The sequence below is a fragment of the Streptomyces sp. R35 genome (assembly GCF_041053035.1).
Lineage (GTDB): Bacteria > Actinomycetota > Actinomycetes > Streptomycetales > Streptomycetaceae > Streptomyces > Streptomyces lutosisoli.
Map to the genome: position 1 here is coordinate 566887 of NZ_CP163440.1, position 16542 is coordinate 583428.

Genomic DNA, 16542 nt, shown 5'->3' on the forward strand with positions numbered 1-16542 from the left:
ATACCCGGATCACCCCCGCACTGGGTTTCGTGCACCTCAGCCGCAGTCACGCACCTTGATCGTGTAGATGCCGCGGCCGTGGGTGGCCGCGTACAGCGTCTTGCCGTCGGGGCTCAGCTTCAGCTGGAGCACGCCGACGGCCGGGAGGTTCCCGACGCGCTGCCATGTCGTACGGCCCGGCGCGCGGTAGACGACGCCGAGGTCGGTGGCGACGGCGAGGCCGCCGGTCGGCGTGACGACCGCGGAGTTGGTCGGCACGTCGGGAAGGTTCGCCGAGATGTCCTTCCAGGTGGTGCCGCCGTCGGTGGACTCGAAGACGTGGCCGACGCCGGCGCCGGGTCCCTCGGTCCAGTGCCGGGAGAAGCCGTTGACCGCGAGGTAGACGTGGTCGGCGTTCTTCGGGTCCACGGCGAAGCCGCTGAGGTAGCGGTTGGGCACCGCACCGTCCGCGCCGGTGGCGGGCAGGGTGATGTCGTGCCAGCCGGTGCCGTCCGCGTTGCCGACGGAGATGCCGCGCGCGAAGCCCTGGTTGTTGCAGGGGCCGCACCAGGCCGCGTAGACCTTGCCGCCCGCGGCCGCGACGGCGGTCGCGGTGTGCCCGGCGCCCAGGTCGTACACGCTGGTCCACTCCGAGCCGCTGCGGATGGCGTAGCCGTGGGTCTGGACCCAGATGTGGCGGCCGCCGGCGATCCAGGTCGAGCTGTTCTTCGCGTCGGCCGTGATCGGGGCGATGAAGCGGGCCTCGCCGGTGGCGTTGTCGGCCGGGGCGACGTTGTACGACGTGATCTTGCTGGAGTCGGTGATCCAACTGCCGTCGTTGACAGCGCAGTTCTGGGTCACCTGGATGGCGAGGTAGACATACTCCTCGGCGATGTTGCAGCCGTTGGCCGGGTCGGTGAGCGTGTCGCCGCCGTCGCCGCCGAAGTTGGAGCCCATCACCGTGTCGTTGCCGCGCAGGATGGACTGGCCGTTGTCCTGGAGGCCGCCGGTGACGGAGACTCCGCCGTAGGTCAGGTCCTTGCCGACGCCCACCGAGTAGTACTGGAGGGTGTCGATGGTGCCGTCGTTGAGGGAGGTCCAGTCGGTGGCGTGCCCGGAGGTGTCCTGGGAGCCGCCCACCGGGCGCTTGTAGACGCCGCCGTCGTTGCCGACGTAGACGAAGCTCTTGCCGTGGTAGCTGCCGATGGCGACGCCGTGCTGGTCGGAGTGGGTGGTCTGGTTGCAGTCGCCGGTCTGCTTGGCCGGGTCGATGCTCCAGCAGGAGAAGCCGAAGTTCCAGTACGGGCCGACCGTCGACCAGTTGCTGCCGCCGTCCTTGGTCTCGTAGACCTCCTCCAGGCCCGCGTACACATGCTCCGCGTTCGCCGGGTCGACGGTCAGGAACTGGTTGTACCAAGCCTGCACGCCTGGCATGTAGCCGCTGGAGGTGAGCGCCGAGCCGTCGGCGGCCAGGCCCTTGTAGTCGGCGATCTGCGTCCAAGGACCGGTGGGAGAGCCGGACTTGGACACGTAGATGCCCTCAAGACCGCTGTCCGGGTTGGTGTTCAGTTGCTCCGGCGACTGATCGATGGCGTAGTAGCGCGAGCCGTCCTCGGAGCGGGCGAAGGTGACGTTGCCGACGTTGTCCGCGTCGGACGGCAGGTCGCCCAGGCCGCTGGTGATCCGCGTCCAGACACCGTTCACCTTGGTGTAGAAGCCGTTGTAGTCGTCACCGCTGCGCCAGCCGACGGCGAGGACCACCTTGGTGGGGTCCTTCGGGTCGATCGCGATGTCGTTGGCGATGTTCTTGTACGCGGCCGAGGGGTCGCTCGCGAGTGAACCGCCCGGCAGATAGTCGGGGTTGGGCGCGAACTCCAGCTTCCAGGCGCCCTTCAGCGTCTTCGTGGAGTGGCTCCACACACCCTCGCTGGTCGCCGCCCACGCCTTGCCGCCGCCGAAGCGCAGCTCGTGGACGGTGGTGGACTCCAGCTCGTCACCGCCGACCCGGCTGCGGGAGGAGAACGTGCCGTGACGCGGGTCGGACAGGACGTAGACGCCGCTGCCGAGGTACGCGTCCGCGTTCGTCGTCGCCTCACCCGTGCCCAACCACAGCCGCCCGCCCCCGTCCAGCGCGAGCGCGCCCGTGGACTGCGAGGACAGCCGGTCGCTGATGGGCTGCCAGCGCCCCCCTCCGGACCTGGACCTCCACACTCCGCCGCCCGCGCTGCCCGCGTACACGTACCCGTCGTCGTCGGCGGCCATCGCGGCCATCCGCCCGGTGACATTGCCCGAGCCGCCGCTGGAGTTGGAGTCGTAGTCGCGGTAACGCGGGTCGTCGGAGTTGTAGGGCAGGTCGGTGACGTTCCGCCAACTGCCGCCTGTGCCCGGCAGACTGCTCAGACTGTCCCACGCGGCACCGTAGGCGCCGGGCGCGACGATGCCGGGCGAGGTGCGGGCCTCGGCGTACTGGTCCGCGCCCTCGGCGATCTCGTCGGCCTCGTTGCCGTCGTCACCGCCGTCATCCTCCGCCTTCGCCCTGGGCGTGATGCCGCCCACCGACTGCGCGCGTTCGGATGCAAGTTGGGTGAGTGCACGGGCCCCGAAGGGGCTGCCCTCCGGGCCGGACGCGGCGCCTGAGGGTATCGCGACGAGTGCGGCGGACGCGGTGATGGCGCAGATCGTGAGCCATCGTCTCTTACGGGTCGGTGCTGACACCAGATCCTCCTAAACGGGCATTGATACAGCCGTCGCGGGAGACCCGATCAGAGCGGGAGGAGGAGCGTCCGACGCTTGGACAAGTTTTGGCGAGAACCTGTCACTCACCACATCCGTGCCGGAACTGCATGAGGGTCCATGTGCCATCGGTGCGGCGCGGCGCGGCCGAGTGCCACGGGGTGGTCCAGGCGTCACGGGCGACGAGGATGCGGATGCCCGAGCTGGGGGGGGCGCCGATGGGCTGGGGGTGGGTGGAGAGGCGTACCGCGTGGGGGTGGTGCTCGGCGATCAGGTCGCCCCAGGCTCGGCTGCGCTGGATGACGCCCTGGGCGCGCTGCCGGCACTCGCGCGTGGCGATCGTGGACAAGGGCACGTTTCGTGTCGTGCGGAAGGTCGCCGAGCACGTCCCGTAGGTCGAAGACGGACGGTCTGCGCAGGCCCAGTTGGCGTATGAGGACGCGTAGTTCGTCGGCGTAGGCGTCGATGTACTCGTCGTCCGGAACATGGATGAGGCCGCCGAAGACATGGCCGTCGGAGCAGCTAATCACGCGGGCATCGGGTGGGGAGATCCGCTCGATCTCGGTGCAGAGGGTGTTCAGGCAGGTGCGGGAGAGGCGTTCTCCCTGGTCGTGGAGGTGGCCGAGGACCTTGGCCGGGTAGGGGGACTTGTAGGGGAAACCGGGCAGGGTCATATCGCGTACGTCGGCCCCGTCGGCGGTCCCCGCCCGTGAACGGCGTGCCGCAGCCGGATGGTGTCCCGCCGCGTGGTGTAGCCGGGCAAGGTTCGTGAACGCGCGCGTTGATCTCGGCAGCCCCACGGTGGTTGAATCCTGGCTCTGGTCCCATAACACCGACACGAGGCGACCATGTCGGCAGCACAAGACAACGGTGGAGTCGACGCAAGCGCCGACTGGGCCGATGAGCACCGCTTTGAGGTGATCATCGGCATCCCCGTGGTCCGCAACGCAGTCAGCAGTTGCGCCGCACACGCACGCGTTCCCATGAGCGCTGAGGAGTTTCTCGCGAGGGCAGCCGCGGTATTCCCGGCCCTCGGCAAGGCCATACACCGCGGGGCCGCAGCCCGTGGGCGCGCGCGGGCACTGAAGCGGGGCTGGCGAACCGTCAACTCGCAGGAGGCTGAGATACGTGCACCCGTAGGCCAAGTCATCGCCTCCGTTCTGTGCTCCATGGCTTTCCACGGCCAAGTAGTTCAGTCCGTCGAGCAGCGGGAGGACGGATGCACGTTGATCGCCGAGATCCCTTCCGACCGCAAGACCTTCGGCGGCGTACTACAGGTACGCATCGACCGCAGTGCCAACCGCAGCACCACCCTGGACGCGAAAGCGGAGATCCCTGGGCAGCTCTACGACTGGGGAAAGAGCAAGCAGACCCTCGCCGACTTGTTCGCCGACGTCCTGGCCCTCCCGAGCTCCAAGACACTTGGACCTGGGATCGTGGCCGCGCCTCCCGCTTCCTGAGCAGGACCGACTGCTTTCCTCACCACCGCAGTGACTGCACATCCCTGTTCGACCAGTAGCCCAACGACTCGCCCAGGGCGACCACGAATGGCCTCGACGTCGCGTGGTGACAACAAGCCTGCTTCGACTCAGCGGCTTGACAAACGACATTGAACATCCACCATCTTGAATTCGCTGGTCACGGGGCTGGTGTGTGGGGTGGGTTGTGTACTCGCGCTGGTCGGGGGCGGTTGTCTGGCGTCAAGATCGTCTGTCAACGCGCGATCTCGATGTTGGTCAGTACGAGCAGGGCGCGAAGGAGCGTGGTGGCGTGACGGACGTGCAGGCGGAGCTTGGTGAGGATGCGCCAGTTCTTCAGGTGCGCGAAGGCGTGCTCGCAGACCGCGCGGACAGACGCGATCAGCTTATTGACCTGCTTCTTCGCAGGGATGAGTGGCTTGGTGCGGGCGGCTTTGTAGCCGGTGATGACCACGGGGTTGTCCGGGTCGTCGTCCAGGCCGACGAAGCCGAGGTCACCGATGGCACCCAGCTCGACGGCCCGCAGGCGCTCGACGAGCTTGTTGTAACGGGCGGTGGTGATCTCCGAGGAGCGTCCCGGGCGGGCCGCGGACAGCCACAGCAGCCGGCCCTCAGCAGCCGGCCCTTGTCGTCGGTGAGGGCGAGGAAGAGCAGGCCGTGGGCCTTGTGTTTCCCGCTGTAGTTGCGGCGGTTGTCCGCTCCTGTGCGGCGCCGGGTGCGGATCAGAGTGCCGTCGATCAGGACGACGTGGCCACCCGTTCGGATGACTTTCTTCAGCACGCGCTCCAGGCGCTGGGCCCGCGCGGCAAGCAGTTCGATCACCTCCAGGACCCAACGACGCACCGTCGTGGCGGAGATGTGGTTGCCGCCCGCCATGTCGGCAAGCCGCTGGTCATGGCGGAGAACCGCGAGGACGATCGTGGCGATCTTCCCGGCCGGCAGCTTGCGCCACCGGGAGCGGATCTTCTTCAGATGGCCGCGGAGCAGGTCGCCGAGGAAGGTCAGGGTGGCCGTGGACAGCTGCAGACTGGACTGGTAGACAACCGTCTCAGTGCCCCCGGCAGGGCTGGTTTACTTTGACATGATCTATCAACTGCCGCCGGGGGCATCGGCGTTACGGCCCGGGCTGTATGCCGTTGCTGGACCACACTCACAGCGTGGTGGTGAACTTCCCGTCGGCCAGCTTGCGCAGCCAGCCCCGCTTGGCCAGTCGGTTCAGCTTCGAGCGCATCGCCTCCGAGCGGGCCGGCTCTTTGGACATCCCCAGCTCACCGCAGACCTGCTTGACCATGACCGGCGTATCCGCCCGTCGCACCACGTCCATGATCCGCTGGTAGTCCTCTGGCAGTACCGTCTCGTCTGTGTTGCGCTCGCGCTGCGGCACCAGCAGCACCGCGCGGCCCGCGACCTGGCCGGCACCCCCAGGCGTCGTCCTCGTTTCGGCGTGCAGCTGCTCGGCCAGCCGACGCGCGACCCGCTCGGCGACGGTGAGTTCCTCGAGCTCGTCGCGCACCTCTTGAAGCTGCTGGCTCAACTTCTCTGCCTGCAGTTCCAGTTCGGCTCTGCGGGCCGTGATCAGCCCATGAAGGTCCGGTTCCGCATCCCTGGCCACCTGACGCACCTCCCGCCCGGACAGGTACCTCGCTCACGCCGGGGAATCCGTGGATCTCTGATCACCTAAACGGCAGAGGATGCGGGAGTTCAGTGCGGCGTTCGCCGGACTTGATCAGCGGTTGGAAGACTAGGCGTACGGGAGGGCCAGATGTTCCTGATCAGGCCGGACGGCGAGTATGACGTCCTGTTGAGACGCGGGCGGGGCGGCCCGGAGCAGACGCTCCGGGCCGCCCCGCCCATGCGACGTCAGCGTGCGGCGGGGACGGGGGCGTGGGTTGGTGCGGGTGTCTCCTTCGGATCGAGCTCGGCTGTCACCGCGGAAGGAGCGGGGGTGGGGGCGTAGGGGATCTCTCCGCGCAGGACGGCCTTGGCGCGGTCCTCGTCCAGCTCGCCCTCCCACCGGGCGACGGCCAGGGTGGCGACGCCGTTGCCGACCAGGCTGGTCAGGGCGCGGGCTTCGGACATGAACCGGTCGACGCCGAAGATCAGCGCGAGGGCGGCGACCGGGACGTGCGGGATGGCGCTGAGGGTGGCGGCCAGGGCGATGAAGCCGGAGCCGGTGACGCCTGCGGCGCCCTTGGAGGTGAGCAGCATGACTGCGAGCATGGCCAGCTGCTGGGTGAGGCTGAGGTCGATGCCGAGAGCCTGGGCGAGGAAGACCGAGCCCATGGTCAGGTAGATGGCGGTGCCGTCGAGGTTGAAGGAGTACCCGGCGGGCAGCGTGATGCCGACGACCGGTTTCGAGGCGCCCGCGTGCTGGAGCTTGGCCATCATGCGCGGCAGGACGGGCTCGGTGGAGGAGGTGCCCAGGACGATCAGCAGTTCTTCCTTGATGTAGCGCAGGAAGGGCAGCAGCCGCAGTCCGTTCAGGCGCATCACGGTCCCGAGGACGACCAGGACGAAGAAGAGGGCGGTCAGCCAGAACGAGCCGACCAGCAGGGCCAGGTGGCGCAGGGTGTCCAGGCCGTAGTTGCCGATGGTGAAGGCCATTGAGCCGAACGCGCCGATGGGGGCGAGCCGCATGATCCAGCGGATGAGCGTGAACAGGACCGTGGAGAACTTCTCGATGCCCCGGGCGATGCTCAGGCCGGCCTCTCCGCTGGCGTGCAGGCCGAAGCCGAACAGCACCGACACCAGCAGCACCGGCAGGATCTCGTTGCCGGTCAGGGCGCTGACCAGGGTGGCCGGGATGATGGCGAGGACGAACTCGGCGAAGCCCTCATGGGCCGTGGTCGCCTCCGGCGGCAGGCCCTTGGCGGACAGGGTCGAGACATCAACGTGCAGACCGCTGCCAGGCTTGACGACGTTGACGACGACCAGGCCGATCACCATGGCCACGGTGGTCAGCACCTCGAAGTAGACCAGAGCCTTCAGGCTCACGCGGCCGACCGCGCGGGCGTTGCCCATGGAGGCGATGCCGTGGACGACCGTGCAGAAGATGATCGGCGCGATGAACATCTTCACCAGCGCGATGAAGCCGTCGCCGAGCGGCTTCAGGTCAGCGCCGACGGATGGCCACAGCCAGCCCACGGCGGCGCCGAGGAGGACGGCGATCAGGCACTGGACGTAGAGGTGGGACAGCATCCGGCGGATGCGGCCCGGTGGTGCGGTGACGGTACCCGGGGCAGCGTCGTTGCGGCTCATGCGGGGCGTCCTTCCAGGACGGGAACGAGGAGTTCGGCTCGGGCGATACGCCGGGCGGCGCGGTGCAGGAGCACCGTGGGGGACGCGGCGTCCGGTGCGGGGACGGCTTGGGTGGCGATCACGCCGGCGGGGGTGCCCAGGCGCAGCGTGCCGTCGGCGGTCTGCCGGGCGACGCGGTGGGCGAGGGTGCCGGGGGTGGCGGCGGCCGTGGCCAGGGCCACGGCGGAGGTCAGGCCGATCGCCGGGTGCGGGGCGTGCATGGAGACCATGCGCACGGCCAGGTCGTACTCGTCCTGGTTGACGAGTATGCCCTGGGCGGTGCGATAGGGGGCAGGTCGGGCGACGATGCCCACCTTCGGCACCGCGTGGCTGACCGGATCGCCCTCGCGGGCCAGGCCCATGGCCAGCGCTGCCTGGCGGCGCAGCAGTGTCAGCGCGGGCACTGCGGTGGCGAACGCGGTGAGGGATTCCGTGCCATCGAGGCCGAACGCCTTGGCCTCGAACAGCGCGGCCGGAGCGCCGGCGTCCACCAGGGATGCCTCGACGGGACCGTCCGGGCCGGTCAGCTCGTCCAGTGCCCGGCCGGTCGGCAGTGCGCGGCCGGTCGTCGAGCCCGCCGGGTCCTGAAACCCGAGCAGGACCGGCACGCCGGGCGCCGAGGTACCCGGGACCACGGCCGTGCCCTCCTCCGGGGCCACGCCCGCGGGGGTGGGGATCGTGCCGGTGAGGCGGGCCCCGGTGTTGACGTTGAGCATGCGGACGGTGGTGGTGTCCGACGTGATCGGCACGAGATCGTGGTGGACGGCGTACAGGGCCACGGCGGTGGCGCAGTTGCCGCAGTTGCTGGCCCACTCCACGCGCTCGTCGCCGATTCCGACCTGTGCGAAGGCGTACTCGACATCCACACCGGCCTCGGTCGACGCCTGTACGACGGCGGCCTTGGAGGTGGTGGAGGAAGCGCCGCCCACGCCGTCGATCTGGCGGGGGTCGGCGGCGTTGAAGGCGGCGAGCAGGAGGGCATCGACGTCCACGCCCGTGGCGGCCACGTCGCGGTGGTCGAAGATCCAGCACTTGCTGGTTCCTCCGCGGATCATCTCGCCCTGCAGACGCAGCACAACTGACTCCTCACAGACATGGAAGGGGAAGCCCACCGACGGTCTCGCCGTGCGTGGTGTCCTCCACGGTGGGTTACGGCAGCGTGAAGTACAATCTCGGAAATCTGCATGGCTATTAAGCTCAAGTGAACGCTGGAGGTGGCGGCATGCTCGACGTCCGGCGCATCCTGCTGTTCACGGAGGTCGCCCGGCGCGGCTCGGTGACCGCGACAGCCCGCGCCCTCAACTACACCCCGTCAGCGGTATCGCAGCAGATCAGCCGCCTGGAAACAGAGGCAGGCCAGCCCCTGCTGGAACGCCACGCCCGGGGCGTCACCCTCACCGACGCCGGACGGGCGCTGGCCGAACGAGGGCAACGGATCGCACGCGAACTGCAGGCCGCGGAAAACGAACTCGCCGACTACGCCGGCCTGCGCGCGGGCACCCTGCGCATCGGCACCTTCCCCACCGTCGGCGCCTCGCTCCTCCCGCAGGCCGTGATCGCCTTCCGGGACGCCCACCCCGACGTACGGCTGACCGTCCGCAGCGCCCGCATCGCCGGACTCTGGACGATGCTGGAGAACCGGGAGATCGAAATGTCGCTGATGTGGGACTACGACTGGAGCCGAATCGACCGGGAGGACATCGTCATCACCCCTCTCCTCGATGACCCGCCGGCCCTTCTCGTCAGCGACCACCATCCACTCGCCGGCCGCGACGCCGCCTCACTCGCCGACTTCGCACACGACCCCTGGATCACCCGCGCCGAACATCACCCGGTGGCCGAAGCCCTCGTCCGCGGCTGCCGCGCCGTCGGCTTCGAGCCCCACATCGCCTACGAGGCCCACGACTACCAGGAAGCCCAGGCCATGGTCGCCGCCGGCATCGGCGTCGCCCTCGCCCCCACCCTGGCCCTGGAGGGCATCCGACCCGGCGTCAACGTCCTGCCCCTCCAGCCGCCGGCCCCCATCCGCCGCATCCTCCTGGTTCGCATGGCCGACCACTCGCTCACCCCCGCCGCCCTGACCTTCGCCGGACTCCTCCGCGACGCCGCTGCGGCCCGAACCCTCTGACACCGAACCACGCCCACCGGTCATGGAACCGTCGCGCTCACCGCCGCCAATCCAGGCCCCGCGCTTCGGTGTTGGACGTGGGCAACGGGCGGCGGCAAGCAACCCTGGCCATACGTTGGGTTCGTGATCCGGAAGGAGCACGGGGTCCGAGGTGGGCGCGGCGAGCGTCGGCTCCGGCAGTGACAGGCCGAAGGCATGGTCGATGTCTTCCACTGCGGCGTGATGGCAGTGGGCGGTCCGGCCCAGTCAGCGGATCCGGGGCAGCGCCCTGTCCGGGTGTGCGGCTTGCACGTACTTGACGGCGATCTCGAGGTGGCCCACCTGAAGAACTGGCGCATCCTCACCAAGCTCCGCCTGCACGTCCGTCACGCCACCATGCTCCCTGCGCCCTGCTATTTCTGACCAACATCGAGATCGCGCGCCGACAAACGATCTTGATGTCGGACAACCGCCCCCGACAAGCGCGAGTACACAACCCACCACACACACCAGCCCCGTGACCAGCGAATTCAAGATGGTAGATTCTCATTAGGAATCAAGAATGATGCGGGGTCTGATGGTGTCCCGCTGAGTGGTGTAGTCACTGGCCGAGCTGATTCGGTTCCTGTTGTGGAGGAAGTTGTTGGTCGTCCTCGGCCGGTTTGGTGGTGAGGAGATCGGCCATGGAGGCTTCGGAGAGGTAGCGGCGGTCGAAGACCTGCCGTTCGTCGTGGAGTTCGGCCAGGACCACGGCGGCCAGCCGGTCCAGAGCGGCAGGGCTGGGGAAGACCTGGACGACGTCGGCCCGGCGTTTGACCTCCCGGTTCAGCCGCTCCAGCGGGTTGGTGGACCAGATCTTCTTCCAGTGCGCCGGCGGGAAGTCCGCGAACGCGGTGATATCTGTCGCGGCGTCCAGCAGCATGTTCTTGACCTGGGGGAATTGTCGTCCGAGCATGTCGGCCACACCGCATTCAGCTGGGTGCGCACTGCCTCGCCGGTGGTCTGCGCGAAGACGGTGCGGGATGGTCGCCGCCACCATCTCTCCCGAGCCCTTCTCGATCACGCCGAAGACGTCTCGCACGAAGTGGACGCGGCACCTTTGCCAGGCCGAGCCGAGGAAGACGGTGCGGGCGCGGCCACCAGGCCGCTGTGGCTGTCGGAGATGACCAGCTGGACGTTGGTCCAGGCCGCGGGCCCATAAGGAGCGCAGGAACTTCGTCCAGAACGGCTTCGAAGGGAGTCGAAGTCGCCCGGCACGAACGGCTGATGACGGCCCCGGAGTCCTAGCCCAGACACCAGCCGCAAAGTAGCGGGGTGATCACGTGCTCGCCGCCATTGCGGCAGTCCGGTTCGCCGTGGCTGACGAAGACCGTGGTCGGCCGCTTGCCGCTGTCCAGGACCGCCGCGGCCAGGCGGTGCCCGTCCGCACGGGTGAAACCGGCGTCGCGTCGCGCTCGCCGGTTACCAGGGTCGCGGTCTTGTTATTGGACCCGACCGGGAAGTCCAGATCGAGGACGGTGAAGCCGGCAGTCTCCGCAGAGCGGTGGCGTGGTGACGGAGCCGTTCAGGCGTGTCGGGTGGGGGACAGTCCGAGCCAGCCAGGGGTGGGCGGCCCGGAGACTTCGCCGAGGAACAGCACCATGGTCTGGCGCCAGCGTTCCACAGTGGCGCGGTCGGCCATGAAGTCGACGAACTCGCGGGTGTGGGCGTTGGGGACGTCCCAGATCCCCTGTCCCGTCGGGGTGACGTCGGTACGCACGCCCCAGCCGTGCTGGCCGGCGGCCTGCCACTCGGGCGTCAGCAGCCAGTTCAGGTAGAGCCTGGCGGCCGCCGGGTGCCGGGCGTTCTTGAACATGGCCGCGCGCTGACCCCAGGCCAGGAACGGGTGGTCGCCCTGCGGGGTGACCCAGACAGTGGTGTCCGCGCCACCCGTCTCGGCGCCGGCCACGCCGATCCGCTTGGCACCGGCGTCGACCGCCTCGCCCGGACTGTTGGTGCCGCGGTGGAAGACGACGTCCTGCTCGGCCAGGCGCTGGATCCAGTCCCACCCGTAACGGTCGGCGTACGTCTTGTACAGGAACAGCGTGGCGTCGTCGTCCCCGGGATGGGAGGACAGGATCTGCCCCTTCCACTCGGAGTCGACGAAGTTCTGCGGGGTGGCCGGACCACCGCCGGGCCCGTGCATGTAGCTGAAGGCGAAGACGCCGATCGCGTACCAGTGACCCTCGGGGTCCTTGAAGATGTCGTGCACCTGGCCGAAGCCGGCCGGCTTGTACGCCTCCAGCACGCCGAGGGCCTTCCATCGGTCGAAGTCGAAGGACGTCTGCAGGTGCGTGACGTCCGGCGCGAGTCGGCCCTCGTCCAGCTGCCGGTCGATGCGGACGTCGTGGTACTTGCTGTAGTCGACAATCATGTTGATCTCGATGTCGGGGAAAGCCCGCCGGAATCCGTCGACCGTGTAGTCCTGCTGGTTCGGGATGTCCCCGCCGGCGTAGACCGTCAGGGTGCCGCCCTCGGCCAGGGCGGCAGCGTGCAGCTCGTCGAGGGACCTGGTCTCTTCACGGGGCACGGCGTTTCTCCTCGGGGCGAAGGTGTCCGCAGGACGGGCCCGAAGCGGCCCCGCCTGATCCCGGCGTCGATGTGCCGGACCGGGCCGGGCCACGCGATGATCAGGCGAGGTCCTTGGTGAAGAACTCCTCCAGCCTGTCGTACGGGATCACGTCTGTCGTGTCGCAGAGGCGCGCACATACGGCGTTTGGAACGGAGGCGACCGCGCGCACCACGGTCGCCGGGTTGCACGGGCACCCGGTGTCATGAAGGACCTGACCGGTGTCGTTGTACATCGCGATGAGCACGCCCCCGGTGTACTCCAGCTGGTCCGGCTCCAGGAGCGCGAGGTGCTCGATGGCCGCGGCGCGGTCGCGGGCGGCGTAGGCGCGGATCAGGTCGAGCGCCCGCCACGCGGCCTCGTTCATCTAGGGGCGGTGAGGTCGGTGAAGTCCTTCATCATGCCTGCGTGCTCGATCGGGCGGTGGCATCCGCCGGGGTTCGTGGCCGGGGCACGGCGGCGCAGCACCTGCTCCGCCTCGGCGTCGCGAGCATCGTTGGGCGACGCTCCCGCCGCCCTGTGACCCACGCCACATGTATTTCCTGTCAGGAATCTGGGCGCCGTTCCGCTCAACTCACGCAAGAGCAAGCGAACTGACAGGAGCAACACATGAAGCACCGCATCGTCGTCCTCGGCGCCGGCTATGCCGGGGCCTACGTGGCCGGGAACCTGGCCCGCCGGCTGTCCCCGGCGGACACCGAGATCACCGTAGTCAACGCCGAGCCGGACTTCGTCCAGCGAATGCGGCTGCACCAGCTCGCGGCCGGCCAGCAGATCAAGGCTCCCAAGCTTGCCGACGTCTTCGCTGGCACGGGGATACGGCTGCACCTGGCCCGTGTCACCGCCGTCGAACCCGAGCGCCAGCTCGTCGCCGTGGCCGACGCCGACGGCGGCGGCGAACTCGGCTACGACACGCTTGTCTACGCGCTCGGCAGCCACGGCAACGACCACGGCATCCACGGCGCGGCAGAGCACGCCTTCGACATCGCCGCCCGGCCCTCCGCGCTGCGCCTGCGCGAGCGCCTGGACAGCCTGGACAGGCGGGGCGAAGCCAGAAACGTGGTGGTCGTCGGCGACGGGTTGACGGGCATCGAGACCGCCACCGAGATCGCCGAATCCCGGCCCGGCCTGTCGGTGACGCTGGTCGCCCGCGGCGAACTGGGCGCCCGGCTCTCCGCCGGAGCCCGCGGCCACCTGCGCCAGGCCTGCGACCGGCTGGGCATCACCGTCCTGGAACACACCCGCGTCGAAGCCGTCGAAGCGACGCGGGTGCTGTGTGCCGACGGCACCGCCCTGACGTCCGACGCAACCGTGTGGACCGCCGGATTCGCGGTCAACCCCATCGCCGCCGCCAGCGGGCTGGAGGTCACCGAGAACGGTCAGATCGTCGTCGATCCCACCATGCGGTCCCGCTCGCACCCGAACGTCTACGCCGCCGGCGACAGCGCCTACGCCATCGGGGACAACGGCCGGCCGCTGCCGATGTCCTGCGCCTCGGCCGGCTACACCGGCCAGCAGGCTGTCGAGGCGATCGTGGGACGCCTGACCGGCCGCGAGATCGCGAACACCAAGCTGGTCTACACGTGCAACCACATCAGCCTCGGGCGGCGGGACGCGATCCTGCAGATGGTCGACGACGAAGGGCAGGCAAAGCCGAAGCACATGGGCGGCCGGAAGCCCGCGCGGATCAAGGCGGCCATCCTCAGGATGTCGCTGTGGGCCACCTCCCACCCCACCTTCGGCATGCCCAAGCGCAAGCACCGCCTGACAGCCGCGCCGGTCGCGACCGCCGAGAAGGCTGTCGCGTAGCCGCCTCATAAGGTGTTCCGCGTGGACGACACCGCCACTGATCGCTTCGACACCAGCCGGTTCGAGGCCAGCCGGAACCGGCTGGCCTCGCTGGCGTACCGGCTGCTGGGCTCCGCCGCCGACGCCGAAGACACCGTTCAGGACGCGTTCCTGCACTGGCAGGCGACCGACCGGCAGCGGATCAAGGTGCCGGAAGCATGGCTGACCAAGGTCGTCACCAACCTGTGCCTCGACCGGCTCCGCTCGGCACACGCCCGCCGCGAACGCACCGTCGGCGCCTGGCTGCCCGAACCACTCCTCGACGGCGACCCGATGCTCGGCCCGGCCGACACGTTCGAGCAGCGCGAATCGGTCTCCCTGGCTGTGCTGACGCTCATGGAGCGCCTGTCACCCCTCGAGCGGGCCGTCTACGTCCTGCGCGAAGCGTTCTCTCACAGCCACGCGGAGATCGCCGAGATCCTCGATATCACCGAGTCCGCAAGCCAGCAGCACCTCCACCGGGCCCGGCGCCGCATCACCGCCGCGCGCCCCCGCGGCGGCGAAGTCGACCCGGCATCCGCCCGCAGGATCGTCGAGGAATTCCTCGCCGCTGCCTCCTCGGGCCGCACCGAACGCCTGGTGGCGCTGCTCACCGACGACGCGACCGCGATCTCCGACGGCGCCGGCCTGACCAAGACACTGCTGCGGTACGACACTGCGCAGCGCATCGCCGCCATCGCACGGGCCGGCTTCAAACCCACACCCGCGAAACGGCGACTTGCCGGCGGCACGCCCGCCATCCACTACGCGATCGTCAATGGCGCCCCCGCCATCCTCTTCGTGATCGGCGACCAGGTCATCGGCGCCGTGACGTTCGACATCACAGACGGCAAGATCGCAACCGTGCGCGGCATCGCCGCCCCCACCCGCCTCACCCGCCTCACCGAAGCCTGGCGACAACGCGAACCGGACACGCCGCTCATCACCCAGTGGTGACCCGACGCCGACCGATCACGAAGTACCGTCGAAACTCACCTGCATGCGCCGTCGGCTCTCAGCGACAAAGCCACGGGTCCAGTACCCACTGCTGGAGCCACACCGAAGCCCGCCACCGGCAGCGGCGTAGCGCGGAGACACGGCGCACGGGGTGCGGACACCATTGTTACGGTCGCGGGATGGAGAACTGGGACGGGGACGGCGTACGCGCACGGATCCTGGAGATGGCGGCACAGGACCCGGGGCGGGAGCGCTTCGGAGCGGACACACATCTCTACGAATTGACGCCTCAGCTGCCGGAGACGGAGATCCGGGCTTTCGAGGAAACCCACGGCATCGATCTGCCAACGCAGTACCGGTCCTTCGTCTCGGAGGTAGGCAACGGCCGCGCCGGTCCCTGCCACGGGTTGATGCCATTGACCGTCCCCCGCCCGGAGGCCGGCGAGGAGTGGGCCGTGGACGACGAGTGGGAGCAAGACCGGCGGCTGGGCCGACTTGCCCAGCCGTTCCCACTCACCGAACCCCTGCCCGGCCGGATCAACCCACTGGCCGATGCGCTGCCCCAGGGCACGCTCATGCTGGCCGAACAAGGCTGCGGCGTCTTCATCAGGCTGATCCTGAACGGGCCGCGAACCGGCGAGATCTGGCAGATCGATCCGGACTGGGGCGGCTTCGTCCCAGTGAGCCCCGACTTTCGCACCTGGTACACCGACTGGCTGAGCCCGTGACCGCGTGTCACGCCGTCCGGACCGACTCACTGGCACGGAGCCAGAAACGGTGGGCCCGGGTCACTCGGTGCGGACGTGCTGCCGGCGTAGAAAATAAGAGTCGGCTGCGTTCAGAGAGCGAGCAGCCGGACAAGCAACACCACCATCGTGCTCGCTGTGATCACCGACCCCAACACGGTGAACACCAGGTCGACCGTCGTTCCGTCCCAGCCCTGGATTGCAAACCGGCGGGGACTTTCCGGATCGTATTGGACCATGACAGAGGTCCCCACGCCGAAGTCGCCTCCGACGAAACCGCGGCCGAACCTGGATGAGTACTCGCAGTCGCGGCCGTCCCGAGTCGTCCAGGCTGCGACCGGGTGGTAAAGCGTGGCGCCTTCGTCGTCTCGCCTGACATCGTGGCGGACGATCCGACCCTCTGCGGTGACACCTGTGCGACGGAGCGCGCTGGCGCGACGGAGTCCGTACACGCCGAAGCTGAGGAAGACCGCGCCAATCGTCAGCGGGATGAGCGAGAAGAGCCATTCGCGTTCCATGTGTTGTGCGACGCGTGCGTGGGGGTGTCGGTTGCGAGTGGGGCGGCTGTGGCAGCCTGCCTCCACCATTGTTCCGCGCGTGCTCAGCGGCACAAGGTGGCGTTGACGTTCTGCTGGTGCGGCAGGAGGAGTTCCGTGTCAGTGTCCCGTCGATGCCGGTCTGGACGGCGCCAAGGCGGGGAAGGCCGGCCCATCCGGGGGATCCGTCCGGCGTTCAGTCCGCTCTCGGTCAAAGCGTGCGGATTCACGGCCTGGCCGGCGATGAGGAAGTGGCGGCCGCGACCGCCGACGC

Annotated in this window: 15 protein-coding genes and 3 pseudogenes; 6 read left to right on the forward strand and 12 right to left on the reverse strand. The window is 68.9% G+C overall.

What is annotated here, in order from left to right:
• Positions 1-36: 36 nt before the first annotated feature.
• Together AB5J50_RS02845 and AB5J50_RS02850 are read right to left on the reverse strand one after the other, a co-directional pair.
• Positions 37-2694: a glycosyl hydrolase gene (locus AB5J50_RS02845; protein WP_369254566.1), complete on the reverse strand. Its 2658-nt coding sequence runs from the start codon at positions 2692-2694 to the stop codon at positions 37-39.
• A gap of 127 nt (positions 2695-2821) precedes the next feature.
• Positions 2822-3386, reverse strand: a pseudogene (locus AB5J50_RS02850) (L-tyrosine/L-tryptophan isonitrile synthase family protein); the annotation flags it as partial.
• A gap of 495 nt (positions 3387-3881) precedes the next feature.
• Here AB5J50_RS02850 and AB5J50_RS02855 point away from each other — a divergent pair.
• The gene (locus AB5J50_RS02855; protein WP_369254568.1) at positions 3882-4172 is read left to right on the forward strand and encodes a hypothetical protein; all 291 of its coding nucleotides are present in this window, start codon (positions 3882-3884) and stop codon (positions 4170-4172) included.
• Between the two features lie 253 nt (positions 4173-4425).
• Here the strand turns inward: AB5J50_RS02855 and AB5J50_RS02860 are convergent, their stop codons facing one another.
• The gene (locus AB5J50_RS02860; protein ID WP_369265284.1) at positions 4426-4794 is read right to left on the reverse strand and encodes a transposase family protein; all 369 of its coding nucleotides are present in this window, start codon (positions 4792-4794) and stop codon (positions 4426-4428) included.
• 53 nt (positions 4795-4847) lie between these two features.
• On the opposite strand from AB5J50_RS02860, the gene AB5J50_RS02865 reads away from it, so the two are divergent.
• Positions 4848-5270: a hypothetical protein gene (locus tag AB5J50_RS02865; protein ID WP_369265759.1), complete on the forward strand. Its 423-nt coding sequence runs from the start codon at positions 4848-4850 to the stop codon at positions 5268-5270.
• A gap of 70 nt (positions 5271-5340) precedes the next feature.
• Here the strand turns inward: AB5J50_RS02865 and AB5J50_RS02870 are convergent, their stop codons facing one another.
• From AB5J50_RS02870 to AB5J50_RS02880, 3 genes are all read right to left on the reverse strand, one after another.
• Positions 5341-5802, reverse strand: a complete 462-nt coding sequence (locus AB5J50_RS02870) for a hypothetical protein (RefSeq protein ID WP_369254569.1) — start codon at positions 5800-5802, stop codon at positions 5341-5343.
• Between the two features lie 248 nt (positions 5803-6050).
• Positions 6051-7448 (reverse strand): C4-dicarboxylate transporter DctA, encoded by a 1398-nt coding sequence (gene dctA / locus AB5J50_RS02875; protein WP_369254571.1) that lies wholly within the window; start codon positions 7446-7448, stop codon positions 6051-6053.
• The gene (locus tag AB5J50_RS02880) at positions 7445-8563 is read right to left on the reverse strand and encodes a PrpF domain-containing protein (protein WP_369254573.1); all 1119 of its coding nucleotides are present in this window, start codon (positions 8561-8563) and stop codon (positions 7445-7447) included. The genes dctA and AB5J50_RS02880 overlap by 4 nt, the downstream gene beginning before the upstream one ends.
• A gap of 146 nt (positions 8564-8709) precedes the next feature.
• Between AB5J50_RS02880 and AB5J50_RS02885 the strand changes: the two genes are divergently transcribed.
• The gene (locus tag AB5J50_RS02885; RefSeq protein WP_369265285.1) at positions 8710-9615 is read left to right on the forward strand and encodes a LysR family transcriptional regulator; all 906 of its coding nucleotides are present in this window, start codon (positions 8710-8712) and stop codon (positions 9613-9615) included.
• A 246-nt stretch (positions 9616-9861) separates the two neighbouring features.
• Here the strand turns inward: AB5J50_RS02885 and AB5J50_RS02890 are convergent, their stop codons facing one another.
• The 5 genes and pseudogenes from AB5J50_RS02890 to AB5J50_RS02910 form a co-directional block, all read right to left on the reverse strand.
• Positions 9862-9984 carry a hypothetical protein gene (locus AB5J50_RS02890; protein ID WP_369254575.1) on the reverse strand — a complete coding sequence of 41 codons (123 nt, stop codon included), beginning with the start codon at positions 9982-9984 and terminating at the stop codon, positions 9862-9864.
• A gap of 211 nt (positions 9985-10195) precedes the next feature.
• Positions 10196-10813: pseudogene (locus AB5J50_RS02895) on the reverse strand (transposase); the annotation flags it as partial.
• 124 nt (positions 10814-10937) lie between these two features.
• Positions 10938-11101, reverse strand: a pseudogene (locus AB5J50_RS02900) (MBL fold metallo-hydrolase); the annotation flags it as partial.
• A 57-nt stretch (positions 11102-11158) separates the two neighbouring features.
• Positions 11159-12163 carry an ABC transporter substrate-binding protein gene (locus tag AB5J50_RS02905; RefSeq protein ID WP_369254577.1) on the reverse strand — a complete coding sequence of 335 codons (1005 nt, stop codon included), beginning with the start codon at positions 12161-12163 and terminating at the stop codon, positions 11159-11161.
• Between the two features lie 100 nt (positions 12164-12263).
• A complete protein-coding gene (locus AB5J50_RS02910) occupies positions 12264-12569 on the reverse strand; it encodes a hypothetical protein (RefSeq protein WP_369254579.1) in 306 nt (101 codons plus the stop codon).
• A 242-nt stretch (positions 12570-12811) separates the two neighbouring features.
• Between AB5J50_RS02910 and AB5J50_RS02915 the strand changes: the two genes are divergently transcribed.
• From AB5J50_RS02915 to AB5J50_RS02925, 3 genes are all read left to right on the forward strand, one after another.
• Positions 12812-14011: an NAD(P)/FAD-dependent oxidoreductase gene (locus tag AB5J50_RS02915; protein WP_369254581.1), complete on the forward strand. Its 1200-nt coding sequence runs from the start codon at positions 12812-12814 to the stop codon at positions 14009-14011.
• Between the two features lie 21 nt (positions 14012-14032).
• Positions 14033-14986: a sigma-70 family RNA polymerase sigma factor gene (locus AB5J50_RS02920; protein ID WP_369254582.1), complete on the forward strand. Its 954-nt coding sequence runs from the start codon at positions 14033-14035 to the stop codon at positions 14984-14986.
• Positions 14987-15165: 179 nt separating this feature from the next.
• Positions 15166-15714, forward strand: coding sequence for an SMI1/KNR4 family protein (locus tag AB5J50_RS02925; protein ID WP_369254584.1), 549 nt, complete (start codon positions 15166-15168; stop codon positions 15712-15714).
• Between the two features lie 110 nt (positions 15715-15824).
• On the opposite strand, the gene AB5J50_RS02930 is transcribed toward AB5J50_RS02925, so the two are convergent.
• On the reverse strand, positions 15825-16250 hold the full coding sequence (locus AB5J50_RS02930) for a DUF3592 domain-containing protein (RefSeq protein ID WP_369254586.1): 426 nt from the start codon (positions 16248-16250) through the stop codon (positions 15825-15827).
• Between the last annotated feature and the right edge of the window lie 292 nt (positions 16251-16542).